At 66.1% G+C, this 11,989-nt stretch carries 11 protein-coding genes and 1 pseudogene; 7 read left to right on the forward strand and 5 right to left on the reverse strand.

Annotated features, from left to right (window positions below; translation table 11 throughout):
- Together Q0C59_RS08155 and Q0C59_RS08160 are read right to left on the reverse strand one after the other, a co-directional pair.
- The coding region (locus Q0C59_RS08155) for a phenylacetate--CoA ligase family protein (RefSeq protein ID WP_291213954.1) at positions 1–1,275 on the reverse strand (1,275 nt) is incomplete at its 3' end.
- Positions 1,276–1,302: 27 nt separating this feature from the next.
- Complete coding sequence (locus Q0C59_RS08160; protein WP_291213956.1) at positions 1,303–1,800, reverse strand: hypothetical protein; 498 nt, start codon at positions 1,798–1,800, stop codon at positions 1,303–1,305.
- A 339-nt stretch (positions 1,801–2,139) separates the two neighbouring features.
- On the opposite strand from Q0C59_RS08160, the gene Q0C59_RS08165 reads away from it, so the two are divergent.
- From Q0C59_RS08165 to Q0C59_RS08190, 6 genes and pseudogenes are all read left to right on the forward strand, one after another.
- The gene (locus Q0C59_RS08165; RefSeq protein ID WP_291213958.1) at positions 2,140–3,591 is read left to right on the forward strand and encodes a YfcC family protein; all 1,452 of its coding nucleotides are present in this window, start codon (positions 2,140–2,142) and stop codon (positions 3,589–3,591) included.
- Between the two features lie 5 nt (positions 3,592–3,596).
- A complete protein-coding gene (arcA, locus tag Q0C59_RS08170) occupies positions 3,597–4,835 on the forward strand; it encodes an arginine deiminase (protein ID WP_291213960.1) in 1,239 nt (412 codons plus the stop codon).
- A gap of 11 nt (positions 4,836–4,846) precedes the next feature.
- Positions 4,847–5,848 (forward strand): ornithine carbamoyltransferase, encoded by a 1,002-nt coding sequence (gene argF / locus Q0C59_RS08175; protein WP_291213962.1) that lies wholly within the window; start codon positions 4,847–4,849, stop codon positions 5,846–5,848.
- Position 5,849: 1 nt separating this feature from the next.
- Positions 5,850–6,770: a carbamate kinase gene (arcC, locus tag Q0C59_RS08180; protein WP_291213964.1), complete on the forward strand. Its 921-nt coding sequence runs from the start codon at positions 5,850–5,852 to the stop codon at positions 6,768–6,770.
- Between the two features lie 431 nt (positions 6,771–7,201).
- A pseudogene (locus tag Q0C59_RS08185) lies at positions 7,202–7,453 on the forward strand (YciI family protein); the annotation flags it as partial.
- Between the two features lie 118 nt (positions 7,454–7,571).
- Positions 7,572–7,964: a VOC family protein gene (locus tag Q0C59_RS08190; protein ID WP_069045661.1), complete on the forward strand. Its 393-nt coding sequence runs from the start codon at positions 7,572–7,574 to the stop codon at positions 7,962–7,964.
- A gap of 8 nt (positions 7,965–7,972) precedes the next feature.
- On the opposite strand, the gene Q0C59_RS08195 is transcribed toward Q0C59_RS08190, so the two are convergent.
- A complete protein-coding gene (locus Q0C59_RS08195; RefSeq protein WP_291213966.1) occupies positions 7,973–10,078 on the reverse strand; it encodes a reductive dehalogenase domain-containing protein in 2,106 nt (701 codons plus the stop codon).
- Positions 10,079–10,114: 36 nt separating this feature from the next.
- Positions 10,115–10,702, reverse strand: a complete 588-nt coding sequence (locus Q0C59_RS08200; RefSeq protein WP_291213968.1) for an NAD(P)H-dependent oxidoreductase — start codon at positions 10,700–10,702, stop codon at positions 10,115–10,117.
- Positions 10,703–10,805: 103 nt separating this feature from the next.
- On the opposite strand from Q0C59_RS08200, the gene Q0C59_RS08205 reads away from it, so the two are divergent.
- Positions 10,806–11,387: a TetR/AcrR family transcriptional regulator gene (locus tag Q0C59_RS08205; protein ID WP_291213970.1), complete on the forward strand. Its 582-nt coding sequence runs from the start codon at positions 10,806–10,808 to the stop codon at positions 11,385–11,387.
- Between the two features lie 5 nt (positions 11,388–11,392).
- On the opposite strand, the gene Q0C59_RS08210 is transcribed toward Q0C59_RS08205, so the two are convergent.
- Complete coding sequence (locus tag Q0C59_RS08210; RefSeq protein WP_291213972.1) at positions 11,393–11,752, reverse strand: hypothetical protein; 360 nt, start codon at positions 11,750–11,752, stop codon at positions 11,393–11,395.
- Between the last annotated feature and the right edge of the window lie 237 nt (positions 11,753–11,989).

Below are 11,989 nucleotides of genomic sequence, written 5' to 3' on the forward strand. Positions count from 1 at the left end.
CTGCAGCTTCTCGCGGGCTGCATCCAGCACGTGTTGTCCCCGGCTGCCTTGCATGCTGGTGGTGAGCAGCAGCTCGCGCGGTCCCTGTTGCACCAGCTGAAAGTCGAACAATCCGGCGTCTTCCAGCACGGTGCTCACCGCCAGCGGCACCACCTGCACGCACGCACGTCCCCGGCCGCCCGCCAACTGCAGCGTGTCGTCGTCGCGCCCGGACACGGTGATGACTGGAAGGTGCGAGCCGCATGTGCAGGGTGTTGGCAGAAACGTCACCCGGTCTCCCAGGTCGTAGCGGATCAGCGGCTGGACGTGGTTGGCCAGGTTGGTCAGCAAGGTCGTGCAGCCGGCCTGGCCATCCGGCACGGCGCGGCCCTGCGCGTCGACCGGCTCCAGGATGGCCCAGTCGCTGTTGAGGTGCAGCGCGCCGAGGCGGCATTCGAACGCCAGCGACAGGAACTCCGAGGCGCCATAGCTCTGGCTCACAGGGCAGGCGAAGCTCTCGCGCACGAAGGTGCGTTGCGCTGGCGACAGGGTTTCACCACCCGTCCAGATTTCGCGCAGGTCCACGCGCAGGCGGCCTGCACGATGCTCCTCTGCCAGCATCACGGCAGCGCTCGGATAGGTCGCCAGCACTGTCGGCTGGAACGCCTCCAACTCGGCGCGCAGCGCCTCCATCGGTTGAAGGAACGACATGCCTCGCAGGCGGTGCGAGAGACCTGGCTGCAGTTGCCGCAGGCGCTCGACCGATACGGTGCTCGCGAAGTGCCCACCGGTGGCGCCAACAAAGGCCATGCGATCGGTCAGCCCCCACGGGTCCAGCCAGCGCTGCAACGGACGCAGCACGGGGCGGCGCAGGGCCTCCAGCGCGTCGTAGACATGCATGGCCCGGGCGTCCTGCACAAAGACGGCTGGCTCACCGCTGCTGCCCGAACTCTCCCAGACGGTGTAGCGTGTGAGATGGTCCTTGGCGATGTTGCCCGGCTTGGCGATGAATCGGCGCAGCTGGTTCAGAGAAATCTCAGGGTCCGTGACCCAGTCACCGAAGTGGCGCATCAGTTCCGTCTTGTGCGCAACGGGCAGATCCTCCAGGCGCGTGCTGGCTGGATCGCGTCCGGCAAACACGCGGCGGTAGCGCGCAGAACCTCGGGCTGCAGCCTCAAACAGGGCCGCGAGCCGCTGCGCGCGCAGCGCGCCAAGCCCCTCAGCTGCAGCGCTTGAGGCCATGGCCACCTCGACAGCGAACGCGCCGGCGTGCCAGGGATCGAAAGTGAGTGGCATTAGAAGCGGCTCCCGTTCAATGCGACATCAGCACGCGACCTTGAGGTAGCGCTGCCGTCCGCGCAATGCATCGTCGGCGCCGTCGCCTGCACAGGGCAGGATCAGCGCTGGCCGACCGCTGTCGACAAGCACGCCAGGAGGAAAATCCGCAGGCAAATCGCCAGTGGCCGGATCGTCTGCGTCGCGTTGACCCAGGGTCATCAGATCGGCGTGGAGCGCGCGGCGGGCAAAGCCCCGCGGTCCGTCTGGGAGGGGCTCGGCCCAGCGAAGCCGGTTCGAGCCCGCGGCGGCCTTGATGAAAGCGGCATGTGGCTTCCGCAGGCACTCCCGGTCCAGTTCCTGCATCGACTCCACGGACGCCGCCACCCCCACCGCATAGGGGTACCGCGCCAGCGCGGTCAGCATGCACGGCTGGGCGATGACTTCGGCATCGAAGTCATCGCCCAGCGTGCGCGCCACCGGGATGCGGGCACTCGAATGCGCCGAACCATCGATGTGCAACAGGATCGAGCGGGGTATTTGCACAAGAACACCTTCGTTGAAGAGCAGGCCTGAAGCACGTTACAGCCCACCAACTGACGTCTCCCCCGAATTCCGGACTTTTCAAAACTCGAGGCACGGTGGCTTTGGACACATCATGTCATTGGATGTGTCCGGGAAACCGGGGGAAGCCCATCAAGGGCAGTACTTTGGAAGCGCAGCTTTCATTTTCTTCTGGTGCTTTCGCTGCTGCATCGAAAGCACCCATTCTCTTGATTCAAATCAAGGGGAACCCGACACCGCAGGCACACCATGGGCGCCACGTATCGCACTCCACCCGCCATTCTGGAGGAGGGAGACACGTTCGCGTGAATGGAGGCAACCATGAAAGATCCAGCGAGCTTGCAGGAACCCGTCTCGCATACGCCCAGCGTTCAAGACCGGTTCCCCACGGCCTACACCATCCTCTTTGCGCTGATCATCCTGATGGCAGCGCTGACCTGGATCCTGCCCGCTGGTCAATACCAGCGCGCGGCGAATGAGGCCTTGGGCAAGGACGCTCCGGTGCCCGGCACCTACCAGGTGGTGGAAGCCTCGCAGCAAGGCGTGTTCGACGTGCTGCTGGCGCCCATCACTGGTTTCTACAACCAGAGCACAGGCATGGCCAACGCCATCGATGTGTCGCTCTTCGTACTCGTCATCGGTGGCTTCCTGGGCGTGGTGAACGCCACTGGCGCGATCAACACCGGTATCGAGCGCGTCATGCTCGGTCTGAAGGGCCGCGAGAAATGGATGATCCCCGCCCTGATGTTGCTCTTTGCTGCCGGTGGAACGACGTACGGCATGGCCGAAGAGACGCTGGCGTTCTATGTGCTCCTGATCCCGTTGATGATCCGGGTTGGCTATGACGCACTCACGGGCGTCGCCGTGATCATGGTGGGTGCGGGCGTCGGCGTGATTGGCTCCACCATCAACCCGTTCTCCACCGCCATTGCCTCCAACGCAGCCGGTATCCCCTTCACCCAGGGCATGGGTCTGCGACTGCTGATCCTCGCACTGGGCTGGCTGATCTGCGTGGTGTATGTGATGCGGTATGCCGAACGGGTGCGCAAGGACCCATCGACCTCGCTGGTGGCCGATCTCAAGGCGTCCAACGAGGCGCATTTCCTGCGCAACCACGAGGGCGATCGCGAGGCGCTGCTCACTGGGCGGCAGAAGCTCATTCTGTTGATGTTTGGCGCCACCTTTGTTGCCATGGTCTGGGGTGTCGCCTCGCAGGGTTGGTGGATGGCCGAGATGTCGGCCCTGTTCCTGGCCTCGGCCATCGCGGTGGGGCTGTTGGCGTGGATGGGTGAGAAGCCTTTCACCACCGCCTTTGTCGACGGCGCTCGCGACTTGCTCGGCGTGGCCCTGGTGATCGGCCTGGCGCGCGGCATCGTGGTCATCATGGACCAAGGCAAGATCACCGACACCATCCTGCACACCTTCGAAGGCTGGATCACCGGCATGCCCGACGTGGCCTTCGTCAACGCCCTGTTTGCCACCGAAGGCCTGCTCAGCCTGCTGGTGCCGTCCACCTCGGGGCTGGCGGTGCTGAGCATGCCCATCCTGGCGCCGCTCTCCGACTTCGCCGGCGTGCCGCGCCACCTGGCCGTGACCGCGTTCCAGACGGCGATCGGCATCACCAATCTGGTCACACCCACCTACGCCGTGGTGGTGGGCGCGCTGGCCATTGGCCGGGTGCCCTACCAACGCTGGGTGCGCTTCATCTGGCCGCTGATGCTGATGCTGACCGTGCTCAGCATGGCCAGCCTGAGTGCGGCGGTGCTGCTGTGAACGCCATGGGCGCCACCGATGACGGTGCAATCCGGCTGGGCGTGTATTCCGAGGTGGGCAAGCTGCGGCGCGTGCTGGTGAGCGCGCCCGGCCTGGCGCACGAACGCCTGACGCCAGCGAACTGCGACGGGCTGTTGTTCGACGACGTGTTCTGGGTGCAGCAAGCACGCACCGACCATTTCGACTTCGTCTCCAAGATGCAGGACCGCGGCGTCGAGGTGCTGGAGATGGGCCAGTTGCTCGCGGAAACCCTGGCCATCCCGGCCGCGCGCGAATGGGTGCTGCAACGCAAGATCACACCCGACCACGTGGGCGTGGGCATGCTCGACGAGCTCAAGGGCTGGCTGTGGGAACTGCCCGCCGAAGCGCTGGCGCGTTACCTCATCGGCGGTGTGGCGGTGCACGACCTGCCGTTCAAGCCCGCCGGCATGTTCGGTCCCTGCCTGGGGGCCGACGGTTTCGTGCTGCCACCGCTGCCGAACATGCTGTTCACGCGCGACACCAGCGCATGGATTTACGGCGGCGTCACCCTCAACCCCATGCACTGGCCCGCGCGGCGCCAGGAAACCCTGCTGACCGCGGCGGTGTACCGGCACCACCCGCTGTTTGCGCAGGCCGGCTTTCCGGTGTGGTGGGGCGACCCTGACATGGACCACGGCCCGGCCACGCTGGAGGGCGGCGACATCATGCCCATCGGCAACGGTGTGGTGCTGGTCGGCATGGGCGAACGCACCACGCCGCAGGCGGTGGGGCAGCTGGCGCAGGCCTTGTTTGCTGCCGGTGCCGTGCAGCGCGTGGTGGCCTGCCAGATGCCGCAGTCCCGCGCGGCCATGCACCTGGACACCGTGTTCTCGTTCTGTGACCGCGACACCGTGACCAGCTTCGTGGACGTGGCGAACCAGGTCGTCTGCCACAGCCTCTACCCGACCGATCGTGGCGGCATCGACCACCGGCGCGAAAGCCGGCCGCTGTTCGAGGTGGTGGCGCAATGCCTTGGCCTCCCGCAACTGCGCGTCATACCAACGGGAGGCGACAGCTACGAACAAGCGCGCGAACAGTGGGACGACGGCAACAACGTGGTGGCCATCGAGCCGGGCGTGGTGATCGGATACGACCGCAACACCCACACCAACACCTTGCTGCGCAAGGCCGGCATCGAGGTCATCACCATCCGCGGCAGCGAACTCGGCCGCGGCCGGGGCGGCGGCCACTGCATGACCTGCCCCATCTCTCGCGACGCTTGAAAGAAAACACCATGGCATTCAACCTGAAAAACCGAAGCCTGCTGACCCTGCGCGACTTCACGGCGGACGAGATCGGCTTTCTGCTCAAGCTCGCCGCCGACCTGAAGGCGGCCAAGTACGCCGGCACCGAGCAGCCCAGGCTGCGCGGCAAGGAGATCGCGCTGATCTTCGAGAAGGACTCCACCCGCACCCGCGTGGGCTTCGAGGTGGCGGCGCACGACCAGGGCGCCACCGTCACCTACCTCGGGCCCTCGGGCAGCCACATCGGCCACAAGGAATCCATCAAGGACACGGCGCGGGTGCTGGGGCGGGTGTACGACGCCATCGAGTACCGCGGCTTTGGCCAGGCGGTGGTGGAGACGCTGGCGAAGTGGTCCGGCGTGCCGGTCTACAACGGCCTCACCGACCAGTTTCACCCCACGCAGATCCTGGCCGACCTGCTGACCATGCGCGAGCACTGCGAGAAGCCGCTGCGCGAGATCGCGTTCTGCTTTCTGGGCGATGCCGGCAACAACATGGGCGACTCGCTGCTGATCGGCGCGGCCAAGCTGGGCATGGACGTGCGCCTGTGTGGACCGGCGTCGCTGTGGCCCGAGCAGACCATCATTGATGAGGCCAAGGTCCTGGCCCGCGACAGCGGGGCTCGCATCCTTCTGACCGAGGACGTGGCTGCCGGCGTGAAGGGCTGCGACTTTCTCTACACCGACGTCTGGGTCTCGATGGGCGAGCCCGAATCGGTCTGGGCCGAGCGTATCCGCCTGCTGATGCCCTACCAGGTGAACGCCGCGGCGATGGCGCTGACCGGAAACCCACGCGCGCGCTTCATGCACTGCCTGCCGGCCTTCCACAACACCGAGACCGAAGTGGGTGCACAGATCGAACGGTTGCACGGCATCTCAGCCATGGAAGTCACCGACGAGGTGTTCGAGAGCCCGGCCTCCATCGTGTTCGACCAGGCAGAGAACCGCATGCACACCATCAAGGCGGTGCTGGTCGCCACCCTGGGCGGCTGAAATGGCACTCGTCGTTGTGGCCCTGGGAGGCAATGCGCTGTTGCGCCGCGGTGAACCGGTGAGCGCGGCCACGCAGCGCGCCAACATCCGCCGCGCAGCGGTGGCGCTGGCCCAGCTCATGGCCGAGGGGCACCAGCTGGTCATCACCCATGGCAACGGTCCGCAGGTGGGGCTGCTTGCGCTGCAGGGTGAGGCCGCTGGCAAGGCCGCCTTTCCGCTCGACGTGCTCGGTGCCGAAACCGAGGGCATGATCGGCTACGTGTTGCAGCAGGAACTGGACAACGCCTATACGGGGGACGCGCGCTTTGCCACGCTGTTGACGCAGGTTGAGGTGGACCCGCAGGACCCCGCATTTGCCACCCCGAGCAAGCCGGTGGGTTCGGTCTACAGCGAGGCCGATGCGAAACGACTGGCAGAACAACGCGGCTGGTCCATCGCACCCGACGGCAATGCCTGGCGGCGCGTGGTGCCATCACCCAGGCCGATTCGCATCCTCGAGATCGAAGTTATCCGCCTGCTGGTGGCGCAGGGTGTGACCGTGATCTGCGCAGGCGGTGGCGGCATCCCGGTGGCGCAGCTCGCCGACGGGACCTTCATCGGCGTTGAAGCCGTGATCGACAAGGACCACGCCAGCGGCCTGCTGGCCGCCGAATTGCAGGCCGATGCCTTCCTCATGCTCACCGACGTGCCGGCGGTGTACACCGGCTGGGGCACACCTGCCCAGCGTGCGCTGGGTGACGTGACCCCGCAGGAGCTCGCCGCACTGGACTTCGCTGCGGGCTCGATGGGCCCCAAGGTGCAGGCGGCGTGCGATTTTGTGAACCACGGCGGCGGCATGGCCGGCATCGGGGCACTGGAAGATGTCTCAGGCCTGCTAATGCGGCACGCTGGCACACGGGTCGTGCCCCGGCACGGCGCGTGACAACTGCGTCTTTCATCCGCGGCCTGCAGACCAGGGTGGGGCTGCATGCAGATTCGGGTGTTCGCGCGACAGGCCATTGGACTGGAGGAACTCCAACAGACCCGAGACACCCGGGTCTGTTCATCTGATCAGGTGCGGCGCATGCCGCAGTGATCCATCGTTGCAAGCCGTGCTCGGACCTCCCAGTCCACCGAACGTGTTGGAACGACTGGTATGTAGGGACCTGCGGCCGTTCGGGCTCTGGTTGTTGCAATGACCGGAAGGCATCTTCGTGATGATTCGGTGCCCCGAAGACGAACGTCCGAGTTCAGTCTGAAGCCACCTCCCAACCCTCTCGATCGGGATTCAATACACCAAACCAATGTTGAAAGCCAGTCTGCCCTTGCGTCGTGGTCATACCTGGCCGACAAGGTTGATTCAACAGGAGACCCATGCGCGTGATGGTCCTCGTAAAAGCAACGGACGGCAGCGAAAAGGGCTTCACGCCCTCCCCTTGGACCACCGAGATGATGAAAGCGATGGACCGCTTCAACGATGAGTTGCGTGCCGCCGGCTTCTGGATGTTGGAAGTGAAGGACATGGACGAGGCCATCGCTGGGGCGAAGCGCTGCCCCAACCCGATGCCCGGGCCGAGCGAGATCGAGATCGAGATCCGGCCGTTGTACGAGGCGGCCGATCTGGGTTGACGCTGCCAGGGCTTGGCGGCTGAGGCAGCACGCCGCTTTCAGCCTTGCAACCCACTCAGCTCTTCGCCGGGCGCTACCATCCACCGGCAAAAACTCTTTGCCACAAGGAAAAACAATGTTCAGTCATGTGATGGTCGGTTCCAACGACCTTGAGCGCTCGAAGATCTTCTACACCGCGGTGCTCGGCACGCTCGGCGTGGGCGCACCGGTTGAAAACACCGCGGGCTCGGGCCACAAGCGGCTATTCTTTCGCCACGAAGGCACCTCGTTCTGCGTGAGCGAACCCATCAACGGGGAAGCAGCCTGCCCCGCCAACGGTGGCACCGTCGGCTTCAAGTGCGCGTCACCCGAACAGTTGCAGGCGTTTCACGACGCAGCGGTGGCGCATGGCGGCGTGTCGATTGAAGACGCACCCGGCCCGCGTGGCGGCCCATCGGGCAGCATGCACCTGGCCTATGTGCGCGACCCGGACGGCAACAAGCTCTGCGCGCTGTACCGCGTGCCATAAAGGGAGCTTCAAGCTTCTGGCGCGCCTTTGACGCGACGCCGCCGCGCGGCCGGGGGCGACTCGGCCGCCGCGTAGGCGGCCAGTCCTGCGGGGCGGTCGATCGGCATGACCGTCTGCAAGGTGGTGCCGCCAGGCGGTTGCAAGGCAGGCGGATAGAACGCGAGTTTTTGCACTTTGGCCAGCTTGTCGGTGCGCGACGGGTCGAGATCGCGCTCGTTCACGCCACCCGGCGGCGCCACCGCCGCGCCGTCCACGATTTCAAGATCGAACCACCAACGCTTCACCGCATTGCGCTGGCCGCCGCCGCTGCTGTCGTCGTGCGCAATGAGCTGGCGGCGCGAAGCCGGAACGTCGATGGACAGCCACAGCAACCGCTCGGACTCCACCAGGTCCTCGCGGTTGTAGGGGCAGGTTTTCATGCAGCGGCCGCAGGCCGAGCCCTTCATGTTGGTGAGCCGGTACTTGCCGCACTTCTCCACGTCGGGTTTCCAGATCTCGTAGCCGTTGAACATCACCTTGGGGCCGAAGGGAATGGCGTTGCAAGGGCACTCGCGCGCGCACTTCATGCACAGGTTGCACATCGCCTGCAGACCGAAGTCGATCGGCTGGTCCACGGCCAGCGGCAGGTCGGTCGTGAACAGCACCGACTTGGAGCGCGGGCCGATGAAAGGGTTGAGGATCAGCTCGCCGATGCGCGAGAGCTCACCCAGGCCCGCCATCAGCACAGCCGGCAGGTGCAGCAGTTCGGAATGGGCGTTCGAATGCGCGCGCGCCGAATACCCCATGCGCCGCACATGCGCGGCCATCACGCCGGCCATGGTGGCGCCGCGCAGGTAGGCCCGCATCGACTGAGCGCCCGAGATCCAGTCATCGCCCGAAGCGCCTTCCATGGTCTCGAACCCCTGGTCCATCAGCATCACCACGGCGTAGCGGTGGTAAGGCTCGATCGGCCGCCCCTCCACTTCGTCGTGCGAGTAGTACATCCAGGGCTCGGCCTCGCAGATGCCCACCAGGTCCGCGCCCATCACATGGGCCAGGGCCTTGATGGCGTCGGCGTTGCGCTGCGGGTCCGACAGGTCACCGCCCACACCGGTGGGCTGCAGGGGTTCGCGCGTGCCCTGCAGCGGGACCAGGGCGCGGATCAGCGGCGTCATGGCAAAGGCCAGTGGGTGCTTGACGGCAAAGCGGGTGCGCTCGGTCTTCGCTTTGTCGCCGAGGTCGCCGGCCAGCGCGCGGGTGAACAGGTCGGCGCGTTTGGGCACGCGGGTGATTTCTTCGCGCAGCACCAGGGTGGTGGGCTCGTCGACACGGCGGATGCGCTCCATGGCGTAGCGGCCCAGGTGCACCGGGCGCTTCGCGAGTTCATCGTCTTCAAACCCGGGCCGGGTGCCCGCTGCCCCCATGTAGGTCTCGGCGTCTGGCCAGTCCAGCGATGCATGCGGTGCAATGGGCAGGTCGGTGGCCAGCGGGTAGTCGGTGGTGACGACGGCGATGCGGAATCCGCGCCTGGAAAAAGGCATGGCCAGTTCGCCATTCACCGCCTTGGCCACGCCCGCACGCTGGGCCAGTGTGCTCAGGTCCACCAGCGTCTGCCCGGCCACATGCCCGCGTGCCGACCAGCCCAGCGCGCGGATGTAGCCGGCCATCACCACCGCCACCTCGGTGCAGCGCAGGTCGGTGCGCTCGGCGTTGGTGCCGCGGATCCACTCCGCGCCAGGTTCGCCGGGCTTGGGTTCACGGCTGAACTCCATCAGCAGCACAACCGCATGGGTGTGCGGCGGATGTTCTGCCTGCAGCCAGTCCTGCGGCCCCAGCTCGCAGACGCCGGCCAGCGTGACTTCGAGGAAGTAGGCCGACGCCTTGAGGTTGCGGGCACGCGTGACAAGGTCGTCGGGCACCGGCGCGCGCCCGGGTGCGGTCACGCCATCCAGGTGCCGGTCAAAGAGCGCGCGGTATTCGGGCAGCGCGCCCAGCACCGCGTCGGCACCGGGCTGCACCACATCGCCGGGCTGGCGCACACCCGCGACTGGCTCCACGTCGGCACGCGCCAGCAGTTCGGTGGGCAAGACACCGAGGTCGAACGAACGATCGCGGTTGGAGAAAAGTCGGGCCATGAAGCCTCCAGCTGGGGTGAACTTGAAACAGCCCGATCATGCCGCCTGGCTGCCCAACCGCCGCACCTGCGCCACCCACCGCGCCACCTCCCCCGCCTTCGGCTCACTCGCCGGCCCCAGGTGGGTGAGCCGCGTGGGCTTGAGGCCGACGAACTCCAGGATCTGGCGGCGCAGTTGCCAGATCAGCGCGTTCTTGTAGGCCAGCCGCATGAACCAGCCGGGTGTGTCGGACGTGATCACCACGCGCGCGGTGCGGCCGGTGAGCATGGGTCTGGGCAGGCCGATCAGGGTCTTGGTGCGGGTGTCGAAGGCGCGGCCGGGCAACAGGGCGCGGTCAAACAGGCCTTTGAGCTTGGCGGGCAGGCCGCCCCACCACATGGGGGTGGACATCATGAAATGTTCGCTCCACGACAGGTCTTGCAGAAGTTGCTCCAGCGCGGGCTCCAGCGGCTTGGGGTTCTCGAAATCGACCCAGCCAAAGTCGGTGTCGAAGTGCAGGTCGTGCAGGTGGGTGAGGCGGACCTCGTGCCCGGCCTGGCGCGCGGCGTCGGCGTAGGCTTCCACCAGGGTGCGTGAGAGCGAGGTCTCGGCCGGGTGGCCATTGAGGATGAAGATGCGTTTCATGAAGCGGCTCCTGTAAAATTGACCGGAGTCAGTTTTATAGTCATTTTGTTGACCGTGGTCAATTTATTTTGACTTCGGTCATTTTTCAGGCGAGTCCAGTCCCATGCGAAAAGCCGTCCAGCAACGAACCCTCGACACCCGAGCCCGCCTCACCGCCGTGGCACACGAGCTGGTCACAGACAAAGGCTTCGAGGCCTTGCGCATTGAAGAGGTGGTGGCCGGAGCGGGGGTGGCCAAAGGCACCTTCTTTGCGCACTTCAAGGACAAGGACGAGCTGATGGACCTGCTCATTGGCGAGCGCATCAACGCCCTGCTCGACCAGATGGCTGCGCGGCCCGCCCCGCGCGATGTGGAGCAACTGGCCAAGCGCCTGGTGCCGCTGGTGGACCTGATGGCCTCGGAGCGGTATGTGTTCGACGTGATCCTGCGCCGCTCGGGTGCGGCGGCCATGGAAGAGATCGGCCCGATCGCCACCACCTTCGGCCGCCTGGGCGAGATTCTGGGCGGGTGGATCGACCAGGGCACATTCCGCAAGGACGTGCCGATCGACATTCTGGTCGAGGGGGTGGAGGCCTTTCTGGTGCAGACCCTGGCGCTGAACTTCTGTGCGCTGCACAGCGACAAGCGCTTGAAAGACCGGCTGCTGCCCTACCTGCGTGCCTGGCTGGCGCCGGTGGGCGGCTGACAACCTCAGGGCTTGAGGGGCGTTTTCCGGGCTTTGTCGGCGGCGTCCGGTTCGTCCTGATTCACCAGCGGGCCGGCAGCCACACCACCGAGTGCGCCGGCAACAGCCCCCACAGTGCCCGCCACCACCGCGCCCACCGGGCCGGCCACCAGGGTGCCGATGGCCGCCCCCGTTGCGGCGCCCACGATCACACCGCCGCCGGCCAGCACGGAGTTGGCCTCGCGCTCAGCCTCGTCGGGGTTCAGCGGCGACTGAGCCGCCGCCTCCGGATCTTGCGAGGGAATGCCGTGGCCAGGGCGGGCCTGCTCGGCCATGTCTTTGTCAACCAGCTCGGTTTTCGAGGTGGGCGTGTTGGTTGGGCTCATGCGTGTTCTCCTGGGGAGTGGACGGCGCTGCTTCAGGCAGCGTTTCCTCATGGTGGTCGTCCGGCGACAGCGGGTCTGTGCTTCAGCGTACACACCCTCTTTGGCGCGGGTGCAAATAGCTCCGTTGCAGTATCCCCAGCGGGGTCGCGCCAGCGCACAGTTCGCCTTTCTCAAACAACCCGCATCGGGAGGCAGCTTGTTCAAATGGCTGGGAAAAATGATCGGAGAACCCGCAAC

Source organism: Hydrogenophaga sp. (assembly GCF_022844385.1).
Taxonomy (GTDB): Bacteria; Pseudomonadota; Gammaproteobacteria; order Burkholderiales; family Burkholderiaceae_C; genus Hydrogenophaga.

Excerpts from the sequence above, each read along its gene's own strand:
- Q0C59_RS08200 (WP_291213968.1), bottom strand. The coding sequence starts at position 10,702 with ATGAAACGCATCTTCATCCTCAATGGCCACCCGGCCGAGACCTCGCTC.
- Q0C59_RS08205 (WP_291213970.1), top strand. The coding sequence starts at position 10,806 with ATGCGAAAAGCCGTCCAGCAACGAACCCTCGACACCCGAGCCCGCCTC.
- argF (WP_291213962.1), top strand. The coding sequence starts at position 4,847 with ATGGCATTCAACCTGAAAAACCGAAGCCTGCTGACCCTGCGCGACTTC.
- Q0C59_RS08165 (WP_291213958.1), top strand. The coding sequence starts at position 2,140 with ATGAAAGATCCAGCGAGCTTGCAGGAACCCGTCTCGCATACGCCCAGC.
- Q0C59_RS08195 (WP_291213966.1), bottom strand. The coding sequence starts at position 10,078 with ATGGCCCGACTTTTCTCCAACCGCGATCGTTCGTTCGACCTCGGTGTC.
- arcA (WP_291213960.1), top strand. The coding sequence starts at position 3,597 with ATGGGCGCCACCGATGACGGTGCAATCCGGCTGGGCGTGTATTCCGAG.
- Q0C59_RS08190 (WP_069045661.1), top strand. The coding sequence starts at position 7,572 with ATGTTCAGTCATGTGATGGTCGGTTCCAACGACCTTGAGCGCTCGAAG.
- Q0C59_RS08210 (WP_291213972.1), bottom strand. The coding sequence starts at position 11,752 with ATGAGCCCAACCAACACGCCCACCTCGAAAACCGAGCTGGTTGACAAA.
- arcC (WP_291213964.1), top strand. The coding sequence starts at position 5,850 with ATGGCACTCGTCGTTGTGGCCCTGGGAGGCAATGCGCTGTTGCGCCGC.